Annotated in this window: 21 protein-coding genes; 1 reads left to right on the forward strand and 20 read right to left on the reverse strand. The window is 54.7% G+C overall.

Annotated elements, in window-relative coordinates; genetic code table 11:
* Nucleotides 1–49 precede the first annotated feature (49 nt).
* The 20 genes from lpxC to leuO all read right to left on the reverse strand — a co-directional run bounded on the left by lpxC (nt 50) and on the right by leuO (nt 23,230).
* Nucleotides 50–967, reverse strand: coding sequence for a UDP-3-O-acyl-N-acetylglucosamine deacetylase (gene lpxC / locus DEO48_RS14565; protein WP_008501977.1), 918 nt, complete (start codon nt 965–967; stop codon nt 50–52).
* A 101-nt stretch (nt 968–1,068) separates the two neighbouring features.
* The gene (gene ftsZ, locus DEO48_RS14570) at nt 1,069–2,220 is read right to left on the reverse strand and encodes a cell division protein FtsZ (protein ID WP_008501978.1); all 1,152 of its coding nucleotides are present in this window, start codon (nt 2,218–2,220) and stop codon (nt 1,069–1,071) included.
* A gap of 63 nt (nt 2,221–2,283) precedes the next feature.
* A complete protein-coding gene (ftsA, locus tag DEO48_RS14575) occupies nt 2,284–3,540 on the reverse strand; it encodes a cell division protein FtsA (protein WP_023334508.1) in 1,257 nt (418 codons plus the stop codon).
* The gene (gene ftsQ / locus DEO48_RS14580) at nt 3,537–4,379 is read right to left on the reverse strand and encodes a cell division protein FtsQ (protein WP_023310399.1); all 843 of its coding nucleotides are present in this window, start codon (nt 4,377–4,379) and stop codon (nt 3,537–3,539) included. Before ftsQ ends, ftsA begins: the two co-directional genes overlap by 4 nt.
* A gap of 1 nt (nt 4,380) precedes the next feature.
* Nucleotides 4,381–5,301 (reverse strand): D-alanine--D-alanine ligase, encoded by a 921-nt coding sequence (locus tag DEO48_RS14585; protein ID WP_109845569.1) that lies wholly within the window; start codon nt 5,299–5,301, stop codon nt 4,381–4,383.
* Complete coding sequence (gene murC, locus DEO48_RS14590) at nt 5,294–6,769, reverse strand: UDP-N-acetylmuramate--L-alanine ligase (protein ID WP_023310397.1); 1,476 nt, start codon at nt 6,767–6,769, stop codon at nt 5,294–5,296. Before murC ends, DEO48_RS14585 begins: the two co-directional genes overlap by 8 nt.
* 56 nt (nt 6,770–6,825) lie before the next feature.
* Complete coding sequence (murG, locus tag DEO48_RS14595; RefSeq protein WP_039260813.1) at nt 6,826–7,890, reverse strand: undecaprenyldiphospho-muramoylpentapeptide beta-N-acetylglucosaminyltransferase; 1,065 nt, start codon at nt 7,888–7,890, stop codon at nt 6,826–6,828.
* The gene (gene ftsW, locus DEO48_RS14600) at nt 7,887–9,131 is read right to left on the reverse strand and encodes a cell division protein FtsW (protein WP_023310395.1); all 1,245 of its coding nucleotides are present in this window, start codon (nt 9,129–9,131) and stop codon (nt 7,887–7,889) included. Before ftsW ends, murG begins: the two co-directional genes overlap by 4 nt.
* On the reverse strand, nt 9,131–10,447 hold the full coding sequence (murD, locus tag DEO48_RS14605) for a UDP-N-acetylmuramoyl-L-alanine--D-glutamate ligase (protein WP_045355138.1): 1,317 nt from the start codon (nt 10,445–10,447) through the stop codon (nt 9,131–9,133). Before murD ends, ftsW begins: the two co-directional genes overlap by 1 nt.
* Nucleotides 10,448–10,449: 2 nt before the next feature.
* Nucleotides 10,450–11,532: a phospho-N-acetylmuramoyl-pentapeptide-transferase gene (gene mraY / locus DEO48_RS14610; RefSeq protein ID WP_008501985.1), complete on the reverse strand. Its 1,083-nt coding sequence runs from the start codon at nt 11,530–11,532 to the stop codon at nt 10,450–10,452.
* The gene (gene murF / locus DEO48_RS14615; RefSeq protein ID WP_109845570.1) at nt 11,526–12,884 is read right to left on the reverse strand and encodes a UDP-N-acetylmuramoyl-tripeptide--D-alanyl-D-alanine ligase; all 1,359 of its coding nucleotides are present in this window, start codon (nt 12,882–12,884) and stop codon (nt 11,526–11,528) included. Before murF ends, mraY begins: the two co-directional genes overlap by 7 nt.
* Nucleotides 12,881–14,368 (reverse strand): UDP-N-acetylmuramoyl-L-alanyl-D-glutamate--2,6-diaminopimelate ligase, encoded by a 1,488-nt coding sequence (murE, locus tag DEO48_RS14620; RefSeq protein ID WP_047742825.1) that lies wholly within the window; start codon nt 14,366–14,368, stop codon nt 12,881–12,883. Before murE ends, murF begins: the two co-directional genes overlap by 4 nt.
* On the reverse strand, nt 14,355–16,121 hold the full coding sequence (locus tag DEO48_RS14625) for a peptidoglycan glycosyltransferase FtsI (protein WP_109845571.1): 1,767 nt from the start codon (nt 16,119–16,121) through the stop codon (nt 14,355–14,357). The genes murE and DEO48_RS14625 overlap by 14 nt, the downstream gene beginning before the upstream one ends.
* A gap of 15 nt (nt 16,122–16,136) precedes the next feature.
* Entirely contained in the window at nt 16,137–16,502 is a 366-nt protein-coding gene (gene ftsL / locus DEO48_RS14630) for a cell division protein FtsL (RefSeq protein WP_008501989.1), read from the reverse strand.
* Nucleotides 16,499–17,440: a 16S rRNA (cytosine(1402)-N(4))-methyltransferase RsmH gene (gene rsmH, locus DEO48_RS14635; protein ID WP_023310390.1), complete on the reverse strand. Its 942-nt coding sequence runs from the start codon at nt 17,438–17,440 to the stop codon at nt 16,499–16,501. Before rsmH ends, ftsL begins: the two co-directional genes overlap by 4 nt.
* Before the next feature lie 2 nt (nt 17,441–17,442).
* Entirely contained in the window at nt 17,443–17,901 is a 459-nt protein-coding gene (gene mraZ, locus DEO48_RS14640; RefSeq protein WP_021240528.1) for a division/cell wall cluster transcriptional repressor MraZ, read from the reverse strand.
* 599 nt (nt 17,902–18,500) lie between these two features.
* Nucleotides 18,501–19,508, reverse strand: coding sequence for a catabolite repressor/activator (gene cra, locus DEO48_RS14645; RefSeq protein ID WP_008501993.1), 1,008 nt, complete (start codon nt 19,506–19,508; stop codon nt 18,501–18,503).
* A 179-nt stretch (nt 19,509–19,687) separates the two neighbouring features.
* A complete protein-coding gene (gene ilvN / locus DEO48_RS14650; protein WP_023310389.1) occupies nt 19,688–20,179 on the reverse strand; it encodes an acetolactate synthase small subunit in 492 nt (163 codons plus the stop codon).
* A gap of 1 nt (nt 20,180) precedes the next feature.
* Nucleotides 20,181–21,905 carry an acetolactate synthase 3 large subunit gene (gene ilvI, locus DEO48_RS14655; protein ID WP_029741224.1) on the reverse strand — a complete coding sequence of 575 codons (1,725 nt, stop codon included), beginning with the start codon at nt 21,903–21,905 and terminating at the stop codon, nt 20,181–20,183.
* A gap of 380 nt (nt 21,906–22,285) precedes the next feature.
* The gene (leuO, locus tag DEO48_RS14660) at nt 22,286–23,230 is read right to left on the reverse strand and encodes a transcriptional regulator LeuO (protein WP_029741223.1); all 945 of its coding nucleotides are present in this window, start codon (nt 23,228–23,230) and stop codon (nt 22,286–22,288) included.
* Between the two features lie 606 nt (nt 23,231–23,836).
* Between leuO and leuL the strand changes: the two genes are divergently transcribed.
* Nucleotides 23,837–23,923 carry a leu operon leader peptide gene (gene leuL / locus DEO48_RS27405; protein WP_071786497.1) on the forward strand — a complete coding sequence of 29 codons (87 nt, stop codon included), beginning with the start codon at nt 23,837–23,839 and terminating at the stop codon, nt 23,921–23,923.
* Nucleotides 23,924–23,984: the final 61 nt, after the last annotated feature.

The following is a 23,984-nucleotide window of genomic DNA, read 5'->3' on the forward strand; positions in this document are numbered from 1 at the left end:
GAGAGTACCAGGTTAACCAGTCGAGTTTTTTACGAAACGGGATAAACCGTTACGCCAGAACCATGCTTGGTGCTTTGAAAGCCAGCGGCAGTTCAGCTTCGTCTTCGAAGGTCACATATTCCCAGGCTTCCTGTTTTGCCAGGACGGCCTGCAACAGTTTGTTGTTCAGCGCATGTCCGGATTTGAACGCGGTAAATGCACCAATGATGTTGTGACCACACATGAACAGGTCGCCGATAGCATCCAGCATTTTGTGACGAACGAATTCATCTTCGAAACGCAGGCCGTCTTCGTTCAGTACGCGATAATCGTCAACAACGATGGCACAATCGAAGCTGCCGCCCAGGCACAGGCCGCGGGACTGCAGATATTCGATATCACGCATGAAGCCAAATGTACGGGCTCGGCTGATCTGACGCATAAATGCATCAGCAGAGAAGTTCATCGCATAGCGTTGAGTGCTGGAATCAATCGCCGGATGGTTAAAGTCGATGGTAAAGTCCAACGAGAAACCATTGTACGGTTTGAATTCAGCCCACTTGTCGCCATCTTCGACGCGAACGGTCTCTTTGATGCGTACAAATTTCTTCGCGCAGTTCAGTTCTTCGATGCCAGCATCCAGCAACAGATAGACGAACGGTGCAGCACTGCCATCCATAATCGGGATTTCTGGCGCATCGACTTCAACAATAATGTTGTCGATACCCAGACCCGCCAGGGCGGCGTTCAGGTGCTCTACGGTAGAAATCCGCACGTCATGCTCGTTCACCAGACAAGTACAGAGCATAGTATCACGCACAGATTTGGCATCGGCCGGAAAATCTACCGGTGGATTCAAGTCGGTGCGACGATAGATGACCCCGGTATTGGCCGGCGCAGGGCGTAACGTCAGCGTGACTTTCTTGCCGGTATGTAAACCGACACCAGTCGCCTGAACGATACGTTTAAGTGTCCTTTGTTTGATCATCGTATAATCTCGCCAAATTAACTATCCAACCGAGAGTGTATATCACTAACGGTGGGCCAGTTTAGCACAAAGAGCGCAAATCCCCAAATTCCAGCCAATTCTTAGTCAGCTTGCTTACGCAGGAACGCCGGGATATCCAGATAATCTGGCTCTTTCGCCGTTTGAGGCGTTGGGTCGTTCACCACTTTCGCGGCCGGTTTCTGCTCCTGAGTCAGAGGAGACATACCGTGCTGCTGGTAACGATCCATTACCGGTTGCTGAGTCTGCTTGTTAGTCACCAGAGTGATTTCTGGGCGCTTGTCCATACCGATACCGGTCGCAACAACGGTAACACGCAGCTCGTCGTTCATTTCAGGGTCAAGAGAAGTACCGATTACCACGGTAGCGTTGTCAGAGGCAAACGCACGGATAGTGTTACCCACGGTTTCGAACTCATCCAGACGCAGGTCAAAGCCAGCGGTAATGTTGACCAGCACGCCGCGCGCACCAGACAGATCGATATCTTCCAGCAGTGGAGAAGAGATAGCCATTTCAGCCGCTTCTTCTGCACGGTCTTCGCCGCTGGCCACGCCAGAGCCCATCATCGCGTAGCCCATTTCGGACATCACGGTACGAACGTCTGCAAAGTCAACGTTCATCAGGCCAGGACGGGTAATCAGTTCAGCGATACCCTGAACCGCGCCTTTCAGCACGTCGTTTGCTGCACCGAATGCGTCCAGCAGGGAAATACCGCGACCCAGAACTTTCAACAGTTTGTCGTTCGGGATGGTGATCAGCGAGTCCACATGCTTGGACAGCTCGGTGATACCCTGCTCCGCGAAGGCCATACGCTTCTTGCCTTCAAAGTTGAAAGGCTTGGTCACGACAGCAACGGTCAGGATACCTAAATCTTTTGCCACTTCAGCCACAACAGGTGCTGCGCCGGTACCGGTACCGCCACCCATGCCTGCTGCGATGAAGACCATGTCCGCACCTTCCAGTGCAGCGCGCAGCGCTTCACGATCTTCTTCAGCCGCATTACGCCCGACTTCCGGGTTAGCCCCTGCTCCCAGCCCTTTGGTGATACCACCGCCGATCTGGATAGTCTGGCCTACAGCCGTCTTACGCAGTGCCTGCGCATCGGTGTTAACTGCGAAGAATTCAACACCTTCAATGCGTTCACGCACCATATGCTCTACGGCGTTACCGCCGCCGCCACCGACGCCGATGACTTTAATCACCGCGTCGTTGGTCAGTTCCATAGGTTCAAACATAATTTCTCTCTCCGTTGTGCCTGTCGCCCGAGACCGCTAATTCTCTCCGGTCTCTTAAAAAAATTAAAACTCTTTTCGCAACCAGTTGTTCAGTCGTTTGACCCACGACCCCACTGAGACGCGTTTTTCCACTTCTGCTTCACCACTGAGATGAGATTCCTTCCCGTAGTGGAGCAGGCCCACAGCCGTTGAATAATACGGCTCCTGAGCATAATCCGTTAAACCGGTGATATTCAGCGGCGCACCAATACGCACCTGCGTATGGAATACGCGCTGAGCGCAGGCCGCAAGACCTTCAATTTGCGCTGCACCGCCGGTTAATACAATCCCCGCCGCAAGATGATGTTTAACGCCCTGCTGACGAAGCTGTTCCTGTAACTGTAAAATCTCTTCGTTGACCAGGTTGAGCAGCTCGGTATAGCGCGGCTCAATGACCTCTGCCAACGTCTGGCGCTGCAGGCTACGCGGTGGACGACCACCGACGCTCGGCACTTCAACGCTCTCATCTTTGCCAACGATAGACCCCAGCGCACAGCCGTGGCGCACTTTAATCGCTTCTGCATCGCTCGGCGGCGTACCAAAAGCGTAAGCAATATCGCTGGTTACAACGTTCCCGGCATAAGGGATCACTTTCGTGTGGCGCAACGCACCGCCGGTATACACGGCGATATCCATTGTACCACCACCAATATCGACCACACAGACACCCAGTTCACGTTCATCTTCGGTCAGTACGGAATAACTTGCCGCCAGACCGGCGAAAATAAGTTGGTCAACTTTCAGGCCACAACGTTCAACGGCTTTTACAATGTTCTTCGCCATATCGTTGTGACATGTGATCAGGTGCACTTTTGCCTGCATACGCACGCCAGAAAGACCGACCGGGTTCTTGATCCCTTCCTGGTAGTCAATCGCATATTCCTGCGGAATGACATGCAGCACGCGATGCTCGTCGCGGACACGCACGGATTTCGCCGTGTGCACGACGTTTTCAACGTCTTCCTGCGTCACTTCTTCTTCGGAAATCGGCACCATACCGATTTCGTTCTGGCAGCTAATATGCTTACCAGAAAGGGCCAGATAGACAGAAGAAATCTGGCAATCTGCCATCAGTTCAGCCTGATCGATGGCGCGCTGAACGCATTTCACCACCGATTCAAGATCGTTTACCCCACCTTTATCCATACCACGGGACGGGCAACTGCCTACGCCAATGATATTGACCATACCGTCGGGCAGAACTTCCCCTACTAAAGCGGCAACCTTCGCGGTGCCAATCTCCAGTCCAACTACCAGTTTTCTGTCCGTCGCCTTGATCATTGTTGTTCTGCCTGTACCTGTGCCTGATTCTGTTGCTGATTAGGTTCCTCGACCGGAGCCGGTACCCAACCGACTGCTGCGCCTGAGTCATAGCGCAAATCAACGTAGCTTATCCGTTTGCCGTCAGTCTGTGCCTGCTGCTGTAAAACCGGGTAAAGTTCGACAAAACGCGCCAGACGCTTCATTGTGTCGCCGCGTCCCAGGTTGAGCTTAATGCCGTTTGTTAACGTCAGCTGCCAGGACCGGCGCGCCGTCATGGCTGCATCTTTTAACGTAAACCTGTCCTTCGCCAGCACCTGACCCATTTCGCGAAAACCCTGTAATACTTCGTTTTCGCTACCTTCCGGGCCATACAACATCGGTAAATTTTGCTTGTTGACACGATCGGCCGGGACGCTGAAGGAATTTCCGTCTGCGTCAACCATGTGCTGATCATTCCAACGCGCAATGGGCACATATTCAACCAGATGAATCTTCAATTCATCAGGCCATTGCTTTCTTACGCTCGCCTGTTTTATCCATGGCAGACGTTCTATCTGGCTCTGAATAATATTGACGTCCTGCGTCATAAAGGTGCCAGGTGAGCCCAGCGCCAGTATTGACTGGCGAATATCGTCGTTACGCGTGTAGTGACGCTCACCGGTGACCACCAGCTTAGAAAGCGGTAACCGCTGCGCATCTTCCATCCAGCCCAGGACCATCCAGCCGCTGATAAACACGGTGCACAGCACCCCGAGCAGGAAAATGATGCCTGCAAGACGCGTTCCATTACTGCGGCGTGAAGAGGCGTATTCGTCCTCGTCATCGCGGTTGCGCGTGTTCAATGCAGCCTGAGACATATCAGCCCGCCTGGTCCAGAATGCGTACGACTAACTGCGAGAAGCTCATCCCCGCCTGACGCGCAGCCATCGGCACAAGGCTGTGGCTGGTCATTCCCGGAGAGGTATTCGCTTCCAGCAGATAAAATTGTCCATCGCTGTCCTGCATCACGTCGATGCGTCCCCAGCCACGGCAACCCAGAACATGCCAGGCTTTAAGCACCAGGGACTGTAAATCGGCTTCACGCTCAGCTTCAAGACCACAAGGGCAGAAATATTGCGTCTCATCAGAGAGATACTTCGCCTCATAATCATAGAAGGTTCCGGCCGGTTGGATACGGATTGACGGTAAAATTTCTTCGCCAAGCATCGCGACGGTAAATTCCGGCCCGCTGAGCCATTTTTCAATCAGAACTTCTTCATCATGTTGAAATGCCAGTGCTAAAGCGGACGAAAGATCTTCAGCTTTGTCGACTTTGGACATTCCCACGCTGGAGCCTTCCCGGCTGGGCTTTACAATAACCGGTAAGCCCAGGTCAGCAATGCGTGTATTAACGCTATCCGGCAGGCCCAATTCAAATTCGCGACGCGTCAGCGCTACCCATGGCGCAACGGGTAACCCCGCGCCCTGCCACAGAAGCTTGCTGCGCAGTTTGTCCATAGAGATAGCGGAGGCCATCACGCCGCTGCCGGTGTAAGGCATGCCGATCAAATCCAGAAGCCCCTGCAGGGTGCCGTCTTCGCCGCCGCGACCATGCAAAGCGATAAAGACTTTATCGAAACCCATGGCTTTTAATTGCGTCACGTCGACCTCTTTTGGGTCGACCAGGTGCGCATTGACGCCACCTTCACGCAGGCCCGCCAGCACAGCAGCGCCGGAATTCAGGGAAACCTCGCGCTCGGCGGAGGTACCGCCGGACAGGACAGCAATCTTATCAGCCATGATGCTCATCCTCCTGTGTTTGCGGCTTCAGTTTGATTTCAGCTAAGGTACGGGCGATTTTGCCGATATTTCCCGCGCCCTGAATCAGAATCAAATCGTTACCCGTCAGGACCGGTGCCAGAATTTCCGCCACCTGTGCAGGGTCAGAAACCAGAATAGGGTCAACTTTACCGCGTCCACGGATGGTACGACACAGGGAACGGCTGTCAGCACCCGGAATCGGCGTCTCGCCTGCGGCGTACACGTCCAGCATTAACAGGGTGTCTACCTGTGACAGGACGCTGGCGAAATCGTCATACAGATCGCGCGTACGCGTGAAGCGGTGCGGCTGGAAGATCATCACCAGATTTTTGTCAGGCCAGCCTGCACGCGCGGCTTTAATGGTGGCGTCCACTTCGGTCGGATGGTGGCCGTAGTCGTCCACCAGCATCGCTGTGCCGGCTTTACCGTTCACGGCGTCCAGCGGGAATTCACCGAGGAAGTCGAAACGACGGCCGGTGCCCTGGAAGCTTTCCAGCGCGCGCAGAATGGCATCATCATCAATGCCTTCTTCCGTCGCAACGGCCACAGCTGCTGCGGCATTGAGGGCGTTATGGCGACCTGGCGCATTCAGCGTGACGTGCAGCAGTTCTTTGTCCTGACGCGCCAGCGTGAAATGCCCCTGCGCACCAATCTGTTTGTACTCTTCCACGCGGACGTCAGCGTCTTCGCTGAAGCCGTAAGTAGTGATTTGACGACCCACGCGCGGCAGCAGCTCGCGGATCACCGGATCGTCAACGCACATCACCGCGCGTCCATAGAACGGCAGGTTGTGCAGGAAGTTGATGAAGGTCTGCTTTAAGTTCTCGAAGTCGCCCTGGTAGGTATCCATATGGTCAGCTTCGATGTTAGTGACAATCGCCACCATCGGCTGCAGGTGCAGGAACGACGCGTCGCTCTCATCCGCTTCGGCAATCAGGTAACGGCTGTGCCCCAGACGCGCATGTACGCCCGCTGCTTTGACCAGACCGCCGTTGACGAACGTCGGGTCGAGACCCGCTTCCGCATAAATACTGGAGACCATCGCCGTGGTCGTGGTTTTACCGTGGGTCCCGGCAATGGCGATGCCGTGACGGAAACGCATCAGTTCCGCCAGCATTTCTGCACGGCGGATCACCGGAATGCGCGCTTCATGCGCGGCAACGATTTCCGGGTTGTCAGAGGAGATAGCGCTCGAGACCACCACCACGCTCGCATCGCGCACGTTTTCCGGGCGATGGTTGAAATAGATAGTCGCCCCAAGCGACGCCAGCTGCTGCGTTACAGGGTTTGGCGCCAGGTCAGACCCGCTGATCTGATAGCCTTCGTTAGCTAACACTTCGGCAATACCGCCCATGCCAGCACCACCGATGCCAACAAAGTGAATGTGCCGGACGCGACGCATCTCGGGCACGATTGAACGCAGTTTTGCCAGTTGTTGTGTATTCATTCTCTAAACGCCATCGACTACTTAAAATTCGTGCAGCGCAACACGCGCTGCGAGGGTTAAGCCTGGGCTGCCAGGCTCACTTCTTTTGCCACCCGTTCCGTCGCATCAGGGATAGCGGCCGCGCGCGCGCGTTGCGCCATCTCCAGCAGTGCGTCTCTGTTCCAGCCCGCCAGGGTGGTGGCGACCGCGTCGGCGGTAAATTGTGGCTGTTCAAAAATCTTCGCGGCACCGGCTTTCTCAAGCGGCAGCGCATTCCAGTACTGCTGTCTGTCTTTGTGCTGGAACGGCACAAACAGGGCCGGCAGACCCGCGGCGGCGATCTCGCTCACCGTCAGCGCGCCTGAACGACAGACCACGACATCGGCCCAGGCATACGCTGCCGCCATGTCGTCGATAAATTCTGTGACTTTATGCTGCGGCTGGCCTTCGTCTGCGTAAGCTTGCTCAACGGTCTGCTGAGCGCCTTTTCCGCTCTGGTGCCAGATGGTCACGGTATCCCCCAGCTTTGCGGCAACCTGCGGCATCGTCTGGTTTAGAATGCGTGCGCCCTGAGAGCCGCCGACGACCAGTACACGAACCGGCCCTTCACGGCCCGTCAGGCGAGCATCCGGCAGCGGCAGCGCCAGCACGTCCACACGCACCGGGTTACCCACCACGTCCGCTTTCGGGAACGCGCCGGGAAACGCCTGCATAACTTTGGTAGCGATTTTCGCCAGCCACTTGTTGGTCAGTCCGGCAATACCGTTCTGTTCATGCAGCACAACGGGAATGCCTAACGACCACGCCGCCAGCCCGCCAGGACCCGAGACATAGCCGCCCATGCCCAGCACCACATCTGGCTTAAAGCGCTTCATGATGGTGCGCGCCTGACGCCAGGCGTTAAAAATACGCACCGGTGCCAGCAGCATTGCCTTGAGGCCCTTGCCCCGAAGGCCGGAAATACGAATAAAGTCGATCTCAATACCGTGCTTCGGTACCAGATCGGCTTCCATGCGGTCTGCGGTTCCCAGCCAGCGTACCTGCCAGCCCTGATCCATTAAATGGTGCGCAACCGCCAGTCCCGGGAACACGTGTCCACCGGTACCGCCTGCCATCACCATTAACCGCTTCGGTTGATTCATCGTGAACCTCGTGTAAACGCCTGGGCTTTTTCCAGACGCGTTTCATAATCTATGCGCAACAAAAACATGATGGCCGTCGACATAATCAACAGACTGGAACCACCATAACTGATCAACGGCAGCGTCAGACCTTTGGTCGGCAGCATACCCGCTGCGGCCCCGACGTTAACCAATGCCTGGAAGCTAAACCAGATACCAATTGAACAGGCTAAGAATCCTGAGAAGCGGTGATCGATCTCCAGCGCTTTCCGCCCGATGGACATGGCACGGAAAGCGACGAAGAATACCATTAATAGCGCTAATACCACACCGATATAACCCAGTTCTTCCGCAATAATGGAGAAGATGAAGTCAGTATGCGCTTCCGGTAAATACTCCAGTTTCTGTACCGAGTTACCCAGCCCCTGCCCCCAGACTTCACCGCGACCAAAGGCCATCAGCGACTGCGTCAGCTGATAACCGCTACCGAACGGATCTTCCCACGGGTTCCAGAACGAGGTCACACGGCGAATACGGTAAGGCTCGGCGAGGATCAGCAGCACAACCGCTGAAATCCCCATCCCGATGATGGCGATGAACTGCCACAGCTTCGCGCCCGCCAGGAACAGCATCGCCAGAGTGGTAACGAACAGCACGACAACGGTACCGAGGTCAGGCTGCGCCAGCAGTAATACCGCCAGCACCAGAATCACGCCCATCGGTTTCAAGAAGCCGCGCAGGTTGTTACGCACTTCATCTACCTTACGCACCAGGTAGTTAGCGAGGTAGCAGAACAGGGAGAGCTTAGTAAATTCCGCAGGCTGAATGCGCAGCGGGCCAAAGGCGATCCAGCGTGATGCGCCGTTAACAGAGCTCCCCACCACCAGTACGATCAGCAGCATAATAATCGAGGCGATCAGCATCGCCGTGCTGTGCCGCTGCCAGAACTCCATCGGCAGACGCAAGGTCACCAGCGCCAGGCAGAACGCCAGGATGATGTAAAGACCATCACGCTTGGCAAACAGGAAAGGATCGTTCGCCAGACGCTGCCCGACGGGCATTGAGGCTGACGTCACCATAATAAAGCCGACCGCCGCCAGCCCCATCGTGAGCCAGAACAGCGTGCGATCGTACATGACCAGGCTGTCGTTATCTTTTTGACGAGAGCCCATCACCCAGCCTTTAAGCGCCGCAAACACCCATGCCAGGATCCCAAATCCTGGCAGGCGCGGCATTTTCAGGCGAGGGAGAGATAAACGCATCAGCCTAACTCCTTCGCCAGGCGGGTAAAGACATCACCACGCTGTTCGAAATTCTTGAATTGATCGAGGCTGGCACAGGCCGGAGAGAGCAGCACCATATCGCCTGGCTTCACGCGAGGGGCAATCAGCCGCATTGCCTGTTCCATGGTTTCGGTTTGCTCGGCAACCTCAGGGCGCAGTTCAGCCAGCTCGCTGCCGTCACGGCCGAAGCAGTACAGGCGGATGTTATCTCCGGCGAGATACGGCTTTAGGGAGGAGAAATCAGCTGATTTACCGTCGCCGCCCAGCAGTAAATGCAGGGTGCCGTCAACGTGCAGACCATTGAGCGCGGCCTCGGTGCTGCCCACGTTGGTGGCTTTGGAGTCGTTGATCCAGCGCACGCCGTTGTGCTCCAGCGCCAGCTGGAAACGGTGCGCCAGACCAGAAAACGTGGTTAACGCTTTCAGGCTGGAGGAGCGCGGCAGCCCTACTGCATCCGCCAGCGCCAGCGCCGCCAGGGCATTGGTATAGTTGTGCTGACCTGAGAGCTTCATCTCTTTCACGTTCAGCACTTTCTCACCCTTCACGCGCAGCCAGGTTTCGCCCAGCTGACGGTTCAGGTGGTAATCGCCCATCGTGATACCGAAGCTAATACAGCGATCGTCTGCGCCACGCACCGGCATGGTTAGCGCGTCATCGGCGTTAACAACGCAGACTTTGGCATTTTCATAAACGCGGAGCTTGGCGGCACGGTACTGCTGAAGACCAAATGGATACCTGTCCATATGATCTTCAGTCACGTTGAGGATCGTCGCAGCCGCAGCATGCAGGCTGGAGGTGGTTTCCAGCTGGAAGCTGGAAAGCTCGAGAACATACAGCTCGCAGCCTTTGTCCAGCAGCATCAGAGCGGGTAAACCAATGTTACCGCCAACGCCGACGTTCATTCCCGCCGCTTTCGCCATTTCACCCACCAGGGTGGTGACGGTGCTTTTACCGTTAGAACCGGTAATGGCGATAACGGGCGCCTGCGCTTCGCGGCAGAACAGCTCGATATCGCCGACAATCTCAACGCCCGCATCCGCGGCAGCGCTCAGCGAAGGATGCGCCAGCGCCATACCTGGGCTGGCGACAATCAGATCGGCTGCCAGCAGCCAGTCATCATTCAGACCACCAAGGTGGCGTTCAACCTGTTCCGGCAGTTTGTCCAGACCCGGCGGAGAGACACGCGTATCCATCACGCGTGGCGTCACGCCGCGTGCGAGGAAAAAGTCCACGCAGGAGAGCCCCGTGAGGCCCAACCCGATGATAACGACTTTTTTGCCCTGGTAATCTGCCATGATTAACGTACCTTCAGCGTTGCCAGGCCAATCAGCACCAGCATCAGCGAAATAATCCAGAAGCGCACAATCACGCGCGGCTCCGGCCAGCCTTTCAGTTCATAATGGTGGTGGATCGGCGCCATACGGAAGATGCGCTGACCGCGCAGCTTGAAGGAACCGACCTGCAAAATCACCGACAGGGTTTCAACCACAAACACGCCGCCCATGATCACCAGCAGGAACTCCTGACGCAGCAGTACGGCGATAATGCCGAGCGCACCGCCCAAAGCCAGAGAACCGACGTCACCCATAAAGACCTGCGCCGGGTAGGTGTTGAACCACAGGAAGCCCAGCCCCGCACCGACGATCGCCGTACAGACGATCACCAGCTCACCCGCGTGGCGCAGATAAGGGATGTGCAGATAATTTGCAAAGTTCATGTTACCGGTCGCCCACGCCACCAGCGCAAAACCGGCGGCCACAAAGACGGTTGGCATAATAGCCAGACCATCCAGACCGTCGGTCAGGTTAACGGCGTTGCCGGTACCAACAATCACAAAGTAGGCCAGCAGGATGTAGAACAGCCCCAGCTGCGGCATCACGTCCTTAAAGAACGGCACGACCAGCTCGGTAGCTGGCGTGTCTTTGCCTGCCAGATACAGCGCGAAAGCAACGCCCAGCGCGATCACCGACATCCAGAAATATTTCCAGCGCGCGATCAGGCCTTTGGTATCTTTGCGAACGACTTTGCGGTAATCATCAACAAAACCGATGATCCCGTAACCCACCAGCACCGTCAGAACGCACCAGACGTACGGGTTGGAGGGATACGCCCACAGCAGCACGGAAACGACGATGGCGGTCAGGATCATGATCCCGCCCATGGTCGGCGTGCCGCGCTTGCTGAAGTGCGATTCCGGACCGTCGTTACGCACAACCTGGCCGAAAGAGAGTTTTTGCAGACGGGCAATCATGCGCGGGCCCATCCACAACGAGATGAACAGCGCAGTCAGCAGGCTGACGATGGCGCGAAACGTCAGATACGAAAAGACGTTAAAGCCTGAATAATATTTGACCAAATGTTCGGCCAGCCAAACTAACATGTCCCGTTCTCCTGTAATGCGTGCACAACCTCTTCCATGGCGGCACTACGTGAACCTTTCACTAACACAGTCACAATTTGTTTTTCTGTAATCAACGCCTTAAGGCGCGCTATCAACGCGGTTTTGTCAGCAAAATGCTCGCCAACGCCGCTGGCATGGCTAATCGCCTGGCTCAGTTTTCCTGTGCTCAGCACGCAGTCCAGCCCCGCCGCTTTCGCCGCTTCACCGACCTGGGTATGGCAGGCTTCGCTTTCGTCGCCCAGCTCTGCCATATCGCCCACCACCATGATGCGGTAGCCCGGCATTTCAGATAACACCTGCACCGCCGCCGTCATTGAGCCAACGTTCGCGTTGTAGGAGTCATCTAGCAGCAGCTTATTTTCCGAAAGCTGAATCGGGAACAGACGCCCCGGCACGGCTTTCAGGTTCGCCAGCCCGGTTTTAATCGCTTCATGCGACGCGCCAACCGCCGTCGACAACGCCGCCGCCGCAAGCGCATTGGCGATGTTATGGCGACCCGGCAGCGGCAGCAGCACATCAACGCCACCCGTTGGGGTGGTGAGGGTGAACTCCGTGCCGTGCGACGTCACGTGGATATTGGTCGCGGTAAAATCACTGTTGGCCGCATTCGGCGAGAAGCGCCAGGTTTTACGCGAACCAATGATGCTTTGCCAGTTCAGCCAGTCGTTGTTGTCGGCGTTCAGGATGGCGATACCGTCATCCGGCAGGCCGGTGTAAATCTCACCTTTGGCTTTCGCTACGCCTTCCAGCGAGCCAAAACCTTCCAGATGCGCCGCCGCGAGGTTATTCACCAGCGCGGCTTCCGGGCGAGTCAGGCTCACGGTCCAGGCGATTTCGCCCTGGTGGTTCGCCCCTAACTCGATCACCGCAAATTCGTGTTCTTTAGTCAGACGGAGTAATGTCATCGGCACGCCGATGTCATTATTGAGGTTGCCCGCGGTATAAAGCGTATTCCCGCACTGGCTGAGGATCGCCGCCGTCATCTCTTTCACCGACGTCTTGCCTGATGAACCGGTCAAGGCGACAACGCGAGTAGGGACCTGCTGACGAACCCAGGCGGCCAGCTCACCGAACGCGAGACGCGTATCTTTCACCACAATTTGTGGCAGATCGATATCGAGCCTGCGGCTGACGAGCAGCGCACCAGCGCCGTTCTCTTTGGCCTGTTCCGCAAAATCATGCGCGTCAAAACGCTCGCCTTTCAGCGCCACAAACAGACAGCCTGCGGTGATTTTGCGGGTGTCCGTCGTTACGGCATCAATGGTCAGGTCTTGCCCGTGGAGGTCGCCCTGCAGAATAGCAGCGGCCTGGCTTAACGTGATGCTAATCATGCCACGACTCCCAGCAGGCGTGCTGCCGTTACGCGGTCCGAGTAGTCCAGACGGCGATTGCCAACGATCTGATAATCTTCATGGCCTTTGCCCGCCAGCAGGACAACATCATTCTCCTGCGCCTGCATGATGGTGTTGGTCACGGCTTCCGCACGCCCTTCCACCACGCGAGCGCGGCCCGCGTCCAGCATGCCCGCCAGAATGTCATTAATGATGGCGCGCGGCTCTTCGGTACGCGGGTTGTCATCGGTCACAACCGGAATATCTGCGAACTGCTCGGCAATAGCCCCCATCAGCGGGCGTTTGCCTTTATCACGATCGCCGCCGCAGCCAAACACGCACCAGAGCTTCCCTGTGCAGTGCAGGCGCGCCGCCTCCAGCGCTTTTTCCAGCGCATCAGGCGTATGGGCATAATCCACCACGACGGTCGGTTTGCCCGGCGCGCTAAACACTTCCATACGGCCACAAACCGGCTGCAGACGCGCTGAGGTTTTCAGCAGTTCAGCCATCGGATAACCCAGCGCCAGCAGCGTTGCCAGCGCCAGCAGCAGGTTGCTGACGTTAAACGCCCCCATCAGGCGGCTTTCAATTTCACCTTCCCCCCAGGAAGAGGCAAAGCGGATTGTCGCCCCGCTGTCGTGATAATTCACCTCAACCGCCTTCAGCCAGCGGCCGTGGCAGTTCGGATTGATATGGTCTTCCATCGACACCGCAACCGCATCCGGCAGCTTCGCCAGCCAGCGGCGGCCCACTTCGTCGTCGGCGTTGATGATAGCTTGTCCGTAATGGTGAGTAGAGAACAGCAGCCATTTCGCGGCTTCGTAATGCTCCATATCACCGTGATAATCAAGATGATCGCGGCTCAGGTTGGTAAACACGGAAGCAGCAAATTTCAGCGCCGCGACGCGGTGCTGAACCAGACCGTGCGAAGAGACTTCCATCGCAGCGAAGGTTGCCCCCTGCCCTGCCAGACCGGCAAGCACATGCTGTACGTCTACCGCCGAGCCGGTAGTGTTTTCCGTCGGGCTCACTTTGCCCAGCAGGCCGTTACCCACGGTACCCATCACCGCACCGGTTTCACCCAGCAGCTGGGCCCACTGCGCCATCAGCTGCGTGGTAGTGGTTTTACCGTTGGTACCCGTGACGCCAACCAGGCGCAGCTGGTCGGAAGGTTCGTGATAAAAACGTCCTGCCAGCGCGGAAAGACGCTCGTTTAACTGGCTGAGATAGATGACCGGCACCCCGTGCATTTCACGGATCTCACCGTCGGTTGCCTCATCTTTGGCCTCAGCAATAATGGCAGCCACACCTTGCGCAATCGCCTGCGGGATATAACGACGCCCGTCCGCCTGATGACCGACCACCGCCACAAAAAGATCGCCAGAAGCAGCCACGCGGCTGTCCAGTACCATCTCTCGCAGTGCTCGCTCCGGTGCATTTGGCACCCACGGAGCGAGAAGGTCGCGCAAATTACGATCTGCCACCTGTACCCTCGCCTTGATTAATTACAAATTCACTTTTTTCGCCCGTCGCCAGCGCATCCGGTTCGATGTTCATGGTGCGTAACACGCCGCCCATGATAGCCCCGAACACAGGCGCGGAGACGGCGCCGCCGTAGTATTTACCCGCCTGTGGATCGTTTATCACGACCACCAGCGCAAAACGCGGATTGCTTGCAGGCGCAACGCCTGCGGTATAGGCAATGTATTTGTTGATATAGCGGCCGTCCGGCCCTACTTTTTTCGCCGTACCGGTCTTGATAGCGATGCGATAACCTTTGATTGCCGCCTTCACGCCGCCGCCGCCGGGCAGCGCTACGCTTTCCATCATATGAACAACAGTACGGACAGTTGATTCCGGGAAGATACGCTCGCCGGGAACCGGTGGATCAACTTTGGTAATCGACAGCGGACGATAAACGCCATAGCTGCCGATCGTTGCGTAGACTCGCGCTAACTGTAACGGTGTCACCATTAGCCCGTAGCCGAAAGAGAAGGTGGCCCTCTCTATGTCAGACCACCGTTGTTTTTGAGGATATAAGCCACTGCGTTCTCCGACCAACCCCAAATTGGTCGCCTTTCCAAGTCCAAAACGAGAGTAAGTCTCTACTAACGCTGAGGACGGCATCGCTAACGCCAGCTTTGAAACACCGACGTTACTCGACTTCTGTAATACCCCGGTCAGGGTCAATTCGCTGTAGCGCGCCACGTCTTTGATTTCGTGGCCGTTAATTCGGTATGGAATGGTATTCAGTACGGTGTTTTCATTGACGATACCGCGCTGAAGTGCAGTCATGACCACCATCGGCTTAACGGTCGAACCCGGTTCGAATACGTCGGTGATGGTACGGTTACGCATAACATCCTTCTGCGTACCGGTGAGATTGTTAGGGTTGTAGGAAGGGCTATTGGCCATCGCCAGCACTTCACCCGTGTTGACGTCGACTAACACGGCACTGCCCGATTCCGCTTTGTTGAAGGCCACGGCGTTGTTCAGCTCGCGGTAAACCAGCGCCTGTAGCCGCTCATCGATACTCAGCGCAAGGTTGTGTGCGGCCTGGCTGTCCGTAGAGGAAATATCCTCGATCACGCGACCGTAGCGGTCTTTACGCACAATGCGTTCGCCCGGCTGGCCGGTTAGCCATTTATCAAAGCTTTTTTCGACGCCTTCAATCCCCTGGCTATCTACGTTAGTAAAGCCAATGAGGTGAGCAGTCACTTCGCCGGAAGGATAGTAACGACGAGATTCTTCACGCAGATGGATCCCCGGCAGCTTCAATTTTTTGATGTAGTCCGCCATGTCAGGGTTCACCTGACGTGCCAGATAGATAAACCGCCCTCGCGGGTTGGTATTCACGCGTGAAGCTAACTGGTCCAGCGGCATCTTCAGCGCATCCGCAAGGGCCTTCCAGCGGTTATCAAGCGTGATCCCGCCAGCATCATGCAGTTCTTTAGGATCGGCCCAGATCGCCTTCACCGGCACGCTCACCGCCAGCGGACGACCCGAACGGTCGGTGATCATCCCGCGGGATGTCGACACTTCCTGGACGCGCAGGGAGCGCATGTCGCCCTGGCGCACCAGCATGTCAGGAGCGACGATTTGCAGCCAGGCCACGCGTCCCAGCAGAAAACCCAGAGCGAGTAAAATGCAGCCGCAAAGCAACGCAAAACGCCAACTGACAAAGTTGGCCTGTTCTTCCTGACGTTTTGGTTTTAGCGTTTTTGCCGCTGCTTTCATGCGTCGCGTTTTCCCTTATTTTTGTACTACGATATTTTCCTGCGAAGGATCAACATGCTGCAGTTGCAGCTTTTCCGTTGCGATCCGTTCAACCCGGCTGTGATCGCCGAGCGCGTTTTCTTCAAGGATCAGATTTCGCCATTCAATATCCAGCGCATCGCGTTCCAGTACCATCTGCTCGCGTTGCGCAGTCAATAAACGTGTATGGTGGGCGGTGGTCACCACCGTAACTGCCGTGACAATGATGCAAATGAACAGACAGAGTGGCAGTTTCCCAAACCGCAAAAGATCGTCGCCGATCACGCCAGGCAAGGCATGGCGCTCGTTGCTTCCTAACGAATCCTTAACTTTGCTTAGGGTCTCTGTCACTCTGCCGATCATGCGTTCGTCCTCTCTGCAACACGCAGCACTGAACTACGGGCGCGTGGATTCTCTGCCACTTCTTCTTCGCCCGGCATCAACTTGCCTAATGCTCGCAACTGACGGCCACCCAGCTTCCTGAGTTGTTCTTCCGTCATCGGCAGCCCCGCAGGCACCTGTGGACCGCGGCTTTGTTCACGCATAAAGCGTTTCACAATACGGTCTTCCAGCGAATGGAAGCTGATGATGGATAACCGCCCACCCGGGGCCAGCACGTCGAGCGAGCTTTTTAGCGCCAGCTCTATTTCCTCCAGTTCACTGTTTACCCAGATGCGAACCGCCTGGAAGGTACGGGTCGCGGGATGTTTGTGCTTATCCTTCACCGGTGTCGCCGCCGCGATCACCTCAGCCAACTCTTTGGTGCGGGTCATTGGCTCAATGCGATTGCGCTCAACAATGGCGCGCGCAATACGTTTGCCAAAGCGCTCTTCGCCAAACGTTTTGATGACCCATGCAATGTCTGCTTCGTCAGCGGTCTGTAACCACTCAGCGGCAGACTGACCGCGCGTCGGGTCCATCCGCATGTCCAGCGGACCATCACGCATAAAGGAGAAACCACGTTCAGCATCATCAAGTTGGGGTGAAGAGACGCCAAGATCGAGAAGAATCCCGTCGATCTTGCCCGTCAGGCCGCGCTCGGCAACATATTCCGCGAGCGCAGAGAAAGGTCCATGCACGATGGAAAAGCGTGGATCATTGATGGTCTGTGCAACGGCAATTGCCTGCGGATCGCGATCGATTGCCAGCAGACGTCCTTCCTCTCCAAGCTGGGAGAGAATCAAACGCGAGTGACCACCGCGACCAAACGTGCCATCAATGTAGATGCCATCCGGACGAATATTCAGACCGTTAACGGCCTCGTCCAGTAACACCGTTTTATGTTTATAATTTTCCATCATATTTATAGAGACAAGTCCTGCAGCCGTTCCGATAATGTCGCGGAATCAGACTGCTCAGCGTCGATATCTTCCTTGACCTGTTGATACCAGGTCGTTTCATCCCACAGTTCAAACTTGTTGAACTGCCCGACCAGCATCACTTCTTTGGTCAGACCGGCATGTTGCCGCAACACAGGCGCAATCAGTAATCGCCCTGCGTTATCCATCTGACATTCACTGGCATGTCCCAATAAAAGCCGCTGCACGCGGCGTTCCTGCGGGTTCATGCTCGACAGTCGCGACAGCTTTTGCTCAATAATTTCCCATTCAGGCAAGGGGTAAAGCAGCAGGCAGGGGGAGTTAATGTCAATGGTGCAAACCATTTGACCCGCAGCGTTCTCAATCAGCTGGTCGCGGTATCGGGTTGGCACCGATAAACGCCCTTTGCTGTCGAGATTGACTAACGTAGCTCCACGGAACATGCCAGTCTCACCCCTCCTCACCACTTTAACCCACAAATTCCCACCTAAAGGAGTTTACGGAGCGAGGGAAAAGCTTGTCAAGCCAGGACTCTCCCTATAAGGACCCGAAAGCCCTCTATTTACAGAGATAAACAGTCCTGGTTAATAACTGCACAACTGGCGAGGCAAAATTAACGTTATGAATATTTGTAAGAAAAAAACCGAATATGCACACTAGCGTTAAAGCTCACTCAATATCATCGCAGATAAATATAAAGTGTCAGTTTGCGACGCGGGCAGCATTTTATGACAGATTCTCAGGGGATAACAGCGCCAGATTCACTCGGGCACCCGGTAAGCGCGGCGGTTGGCACGTGAGCTGACAAAGGAGGAAGAAAAACGTCTGAATATTCATCGGCCGAAGAGGGTTTGTAACAAATTAATACAAAGATGGCTGTTTAAAATCGCCCGGACGTTCTTTAAAGGGCCAATTTAAAAGCAGGAATGAATTAAGAAAATAGGCGATTAGGATTTCTCAAGAATTATCCTAATTTCTCTCCGGGAATTATGCGCACGAATTATCGCAACAAAATGGGGCAGATTTCGCCGCCCCAGTCATTTCATTTTTGGCGGCTTAAAATTCCGCGATGGTAGAGATTACGTTTGATCCGCGTCAGGCCCGGCTTCGGTTTGCGCGGCTCATCCAGGCTTGCCAGCACAATCTCCAGCACGCGTTCAGCCACATCGCGGTGACGCTGTGCTACCGCCAGCACCGGGCACTGGAGGAAGTCGAGCAGTTCGTTATCCCCGAACGTGGCAATCGCCAGATCGGAGGGCAGTTTACCTTCACGGCGTAAGGTCACATCCATGACGCCCTGCAACAGCGCAAACGAGGTGGTGAACAGCGCCTGAGGCATTGGGTGCGTTTCCAGCCATTTTTCGAACAGTTGTGCCGCGGCTTCACGCTCGTAGCTATTGGCATAGAGGTAGTGGACCTCGCGCGGATCGTCTTTCCAGGCGGTTCTGAATCCCTGTTCGCGCAGGAAGCTCACAGAAAGCTCGGGCAACGCGCCAAGATACAGCACTGTCTCAGCGGGGAAAGTTCTCAGCTCTGCGGCCAGCATTTCTGCATCATCCTGATCCGCACCCACGACGCTGGTGAAATGCTCGCGATCGAGCGCGCGATCCAGCGCAACGATTGGGAACGGGTCGTTCGCCCAGCGCTGGTAGAACGGATGCTCTGGCGGCAAGGAGGTCGACACGATGATTGCATCCACCTGGCGCTGGAGCAGATGCTCAATGCAGCGCATCTCGTTGTCGGGCTGGTCTTCCGAGCAGGCAATCAGCAGTTGATAGCCGCGCTGGCGCGCCTGACGTTCAAGATAGTTGGCGATACGGGTATAACTGGTGTTTTCCAGGTCAGGGATCACCAGACCAATAGAGCGGGTACGCCCGGCACGCAGACCGGCTGCGACAGCATTCGGATGGTAGTTATGCTCACGAACCACCGCCATAACTTTTTCAACGGTCTTGTCGCTGACACGGTACTGCTTTGCTTTACCGTTAATCACATAGCTGGCCGTTGTTCGTGACACGCCGGCTAGCCGGGCGATTTCATCCAGTTTCACAATTGCCCCTTAAAAAAAGAAAAGAGTCCATGGCCCTGTCAAGGTTATGGTTAAATCTTTTAACATCTAAACGCAGAAAAGCCTTCGCGGCAACCGCTTTTATCTGCGTTGTCGGCTGATTACGCAAAAAAAAGCCCGGCTTTGGTGACCGGGCAGAAAGAGGCGAACCTTTTTGACAACTAACGCATGATTTTCTCGCCGCGTGACAGACCCACAACACCCGATCTTGCGACCTCAACAATTTTTGCGACATCCCGCACGGACGCCAGGAAAGCATCCAGCTTGTCGCTTGTACCGACCAGCTGAACCGTATAAAGAGAAGGCGTGACGTCGATAATCTGTCCGCGGAAAATATCCGCATTGCGTTTGACTTCATCACGCCCGTAGCCGCTGGCCTGGATTTTCACCAGCATGACCTCACGTTCAACGTAGGCCCCCTGCCCCAGCTCGCTCACGCGCAGTACGTCAACCAGCTTATGCAGCTGTTTTTCAATTTGCTCAAGCACTTTGGCATCGCCGACGGTTTGGATCGTCATGCGCGACAGCGTCGGGTCTTCCGTCGGGGCAACGGTCAGGCTTTCAATGTTATAGCCGCGCTGCGCGAAAAGGCCAATGACGCGCGACAGTGCGCCAGACTCGTTTTCCAGTAAAACAGATAATATCCGGCGCATATCAGGTTCTCTCCGTTTTGCTTAACCACATTTCATCCATACCACCACCACGAATATGCATCGGATAAACGTGCTCGGTTCCATCAACAATCACATCCATAAAGACGAGGCGGTTGTTTTTAACGTGCTCAAGCGCTTGTGCGAGCTTCGTTTCCAGCTCGGCCGGATCGGTCACCCGCATGCCTACGTGGCCATAAGCTTCAGCAAGACGAACAAAATCCGGCAGCGATTTCATATAGGACTGTGAGTGGCGGCCAGAGTAGATCATATCCTGCCACTGCTTGACCATACCGAGATACCCGTTATTCAGGTTCAGCACCAGTACCGGCAGTTCATATTGCAGCGCGGTAGACAGCTCCTGAATATTCATCTGAATACTGCCGTCCCCCGTCACGCAGACGACGGTTTCATTCGGCAGCGCCAGCTTCACGCCCAGCGCGGCAGGCAGACCAAATCCCATGGTTCCTAAACCACCGGAGTTGATCCAGTGTCGCGGTTTATCAAACGGGTAATACAGGGCGGCAAACATCTGATGCTGCCCCACGTCTGAAGTCACGTACGCCTCACCTTTCGTCAGTCGCCACACCGCTTCAATGACCGCCTGCGGCTTAATGTTTTCACTTTGCGTGTCATATTTCAGGCACTGACGCGCGCGCCACTGTTCAATCTGCTGCCACCAGTCGCGGATCTCATCCAGCGGCTGGGTTGCACTCTCCTGAGTCAGCAGGTCCAGCATTTGCTCCAGAACCTGACGGGCATCGCCGACGATCGGCACATCAGCCGACACCGTTTTTGAAATTGACGTTGGATCGATATCAATGTGCAGCACGGTGGCGTTCGGACAATACTTCGCCAGGTTGTTGGTGGTGCGATCGTCAAAGCGCACGCCGACGGCAAAGATCACATCGGAATGATGCATTGTCATATTGGCTTCATAGGTACCGTGCATACCCAGCATCCCCAGCGCCTGACGATGGGTGGCAGGGAACGCCCCCAGCCCCATCAGCGACGACGCAACGGGAAGGTTAAGCTTTTCAATCAGTTCACGAAGCTGGGCTTCACAGGCAGAGTTGATCGCCCCGCCACCGACATAGACCACCGGTTTTTTGGCGGCCAGAAGCGTTTGCAACGCTCGCTTGATCTGACCTTTATGCCCCTGCGTTGTGGGGTTATAAGAGCGCATGCTGACCGATTCCGGCCAGACATAAGGCAGCTTGTTTGCCGGGTTGAGAATATCTTTAGGCAGATCGACCACCACCGGTCCCGGGCGTCCGCTCGCCGCCAGCCAGAAGGCTTTTTTCAGTATGCCGGGAATGTCTTCTGTTTGCTTGACCAGGAAGCTGTGCTTCACAACGGGACGCGAAATCCCGACCATGTCGCACTCCTGAAACGCATCGTAGCCAATCAGTGAGGTTGCCACCTGCCCGGAGAGGATCACCAGCGGAATGGAGTCCATATAGGCCGTCGCAATGCCGGTAATGGCGTTTGTCGCGCCGGGGCCGGACGTGACTAACACCACGCCCACTTCACCCGTCGCACGTGCCAGGCCGTCAGCCATGTGTACCGCCGCCTGCTCGTGACGTACCAGAACATGGTCAATGCCCCCAACCGTATGCAGCGCATCATAAATATCGAGGACCGCACCGCCAGGGTAGCCGAACACTTGCTTTACGCCCTGATCGATCAGCGACCGAACGACCATTTCCGCGCCAGACAACATCTCCATGCTTTGCCTCCAGGCATTTTGTTATAGACGGACTGCCGAATTCATTTCCGCACCGTCTTACGATTGGGATAAACCAATCTTATATTTTGCAGAGTGTTCTTTACCTTAACCGCTCGTTATGAGGCAGGCAATTAGCAAACCCGGTGAGATAAACGGTGCGTAAAGCAGAAAAAGCAGCCGTTATCAGAAGATATGGTTAATTCCTCTGGGAATAGAGGATGGTGTGATAAATCATCGCTGAAAACCGCGACAATGCAGGAAATCATCTATTTTTGCGCGCCGGAGAGCAGCCCGAAAAAAAGATTCACAGAACAAAATAGCAAGTATCTATAAAAACTCAGGATAAATCACATAAACCGATGCGATTTATCCTGATGCGTTTACCGCCGGCAGATGCCAACCAGCAACTCTTCCATCCACTGATGCCCTTTATCCCGGCCCGCCGCTTCATGCCAGGAAAGATAACATGTACGGCTATTTAGCTTGAGCGGCAGAGGCAAAATTTGCAGATTTAAAGGATCAGAAAACTCTTCTGCCAGCCAGCGCGGCGCAATTGCCACCAACTGTGTCTGGGAAACCACGTTTAATACGCTGACCATGGCCATGCCCTGATAAGCCACGCTCGCCTGTTTATCCGCAGTGTCATACCACGGCAGGCTAAAGGAAGCATATCTGTCAAGCGCAACAACGGCGTGCTGCTCGTTATAAACATCGTTTTCTCGCAGCGGGGAATTGAGGCGCGGGTGTTTTTTACTGGCGACCAGAACCATTTCATCTTTAAACAGCGGCACGCAGGAAAATTCCGGACGACGGAACTCTTCATATCCCAGAACGAATTCGATCTCCTGATAGCGTAACTGATGTTCCGTGTTTTGATTCAGAGATGATTTAAAAACAAGATGGATATTTGGTGCGATCTCTTCAACTTTATTATAGATAATTGACGTTAAATAATTATCTAATGGGCTGCAGACACAAAGATGAAATACGCGCTCGCTGCTTAAAGGTTCAAAACCCGATCCCGGCAGCTCATTTTGGACCAGTTGCAACGCCTGGCGGATGGAGCCGAACAGCTGGAATGCGCGTGCCGTAGGCTGGATCCCCCTCCCGTAGCGAACAAATAATTCGTCGTTAAACATGAGTTTAAGTCTGGCAACGGCATTACTCACCGCAGGTTGTGACATCCCCAACGCTTGAGCCGCGCGGGTGATATTCTGTTCCTGCATGACCGCATCAAACACCGTCAGAAGATTCAGATCCACCGTGCGTAACTGCGGTTTAATCCCATCAGTAGCTTGAGACTGTTTAATATTATTTTCTGGCACTTCTGACTCCACTGTCACGCTACACTCCTTTGCCAACGTACTGCAATAATCTCGGAAAATATGATTTATCATGCAAATACGATCAGCGAAAGAGAATTATTTAAAATTCGGAATATATAAAGACTCTATATTAACGAAAATTAATGAGCAAAAAAGATATGTTTGACTTTAGGATCTGAATGAAACCATAAACCAAACAAATATACAATTGCCATCAGGTTAATGATGACTTAAGCATTATTAAACTGTTATTGCTATCTCCCTACAGTTAGTTAACAACCTGTTATCTCTGTTCGTTTTTTAGCACTCAAAAATAGATTCACTGCATTTATAACTTAATGATATCCAAACTCTTTAAGCACAAAGCATCCTCTTCAAGACATTTCACTCATTTTTAAACAATTATATTTATTTGTTTCTGCAACTCTTTTCTTAAGTCCAAAATTAGACAATTAATCGGGTAGGTAAAGCTAAAACCAGCACAATTAGCTAAAGTGAATATCCTGTTGATTCCGTCTGTCGGGCCCGTTTTCATCCTCAGGGGTTGACATGAACAGCCGTATCCAGTACCACTAAAAGCATATTGAATTTAACGGAGCACGATTCATGACACGCACCATTCGTTTCACCGGTCTACTACTACTAAACGCATCCACTGTGCGCGGTAGACTGGCGGGCGAAATTCAGCGTTGAATCGTCACCAGTAAGACTAAAAACCCGCGCCACTGCGCGGGTTTTTTTATGCTCGTAGCAA

The organism is Enterobacter sp. CGMCC 5087 (assembly GCF_003144775.1).
Classification (GTDB): Bacteria; Pseudomonadota; Gammaproteobacteria; order Enterobacterales; family Enterobacteriaceae; genus Enterobacter; species Enterobacter cloacae_M.

Excerpts from the sequence above, each read along its gene's own strand:
- lpxC (WP_008501977.1), bottom strand. The coding sequence starts at position 967 with ATGATCAAACAAAGGACACTTAAACGTATCGTTCAGGCGACTGGTGTC.
- ftsZ (WP_008501978.1), bottom strand. The coding sequence starts at position 2,220 with ATGTTTGAACCTATGGAACTGACCAACGACGCGGTGATTAAAGTCATC.
- ftsA (WP_023334508.1), bottom strand. The coding sequence starts at position 3,540 with ATGATCAAGGCGACGGACAGAAAACTGGTAGTTGGACTGGAGATTGGC.
- ftsQ (WP_023310399.1), bottom strand. The coding sequence starts at position 4,379 with ATGTCTCAGGCTGCATTGAACACGCGCAACCGCGATGACGAGGACGAA.
- DEO48_RS14585 (WP_109845569.1), bottom strand. The coding sequence starts at position 5,301 with ATGGCTGATAAGATTGCTGTCCTGTCCGGCGGTACCTCCGCCGAGCGC.
- murC (WP_023310397.1), bottom strand. The coding sequence starts at position 6,769 with ATGAATACACAACAACTGGCAAAACTGCGTTCAATCGTGCCCGAGATG.
- murG (WP_039260813.1), bottom strand. The coding sequence starts at position 7,890 with ATGAATCAACCGAAGCGGTTAATGGTGATGGCAGGCGGTACCGGTGGA.
- ftsW (WP_023310395.1), bottom strand. The coding sequence starts at position 9,131 with ATGCGTTTATCTCTCCCTCGCCTGAAAATGCCGCGCCTGCCAGGATTT.
- murD (WP_045355138.1), bottom strand. The coding sequence starts at position 10,447 with ATGGCAGATTACCAGGGCAAAAAAGTCGTTATCATCGGGTTGGGCCTC.
- mraY (WP_008501985.1), bottom strand. The coding sequence starts at position 11,532 with ATGTTAGTTTGGCTGGCCGAACATTTGGTCAAATATTATTCAGGCTTT.
- murF (WP_109845570.1), bottom strand. The coding sequence starts at position 12,884 with ATGATTAGCATCACGTTAAGCCAGGCCGCTGCTATTCTGCAGGGCGAC.
- DEO48_RS14625 (WP_109845571.1), bottom strand. The coding sequence starts at position 16,121 with ATGAAAGCAGCGGCAAAAACGCTAAAACCAAAACGTCAGGAAGAACAG.
- ftsL (WP_008501989.1), bottom strand. The coding sequence starts at position 16,502 with ATGATCGGCAGAGTGACAGAGACCCTAAGCAAAGTTAAGGATTCGTTA.
- rsmH (WP_023310390.1), bottom strand. The coding sequence starts at position 17,440 with ATGATGGAAAATTATAAACATAAAACGGTGTTACTGGACGAGGCCGTT.
- mraZ (WP_021240528.1), bottom strand. The coding sequence starts at position 17,901 with ATGTTCCGTGGAGCTACGTTAGTCAATCTCGACAGCAAAGGGCGTTTA.
- ilvN (WP_023310389.1), bottom strand. The coding sequence starts at position 20,179 with ATGCGCCGGATATTATCTGTTTTACTGGAAAACGAGTCTGGCGCACTG.
- ilvI (WP_029741224.1), bottom strand. The coding sequence starts at position 21,905 with ATGGAGATGTTGTCTGGCGCGGAAATGGTCGTTCGGTCGCTGATCGAT.
- leuL (WP_071786497.1), top strand. The coding sequence starts at position 23,837 with ATGACACGCACCATTCGTTTCACCGGTCTACTACTACTAAACGCATCC.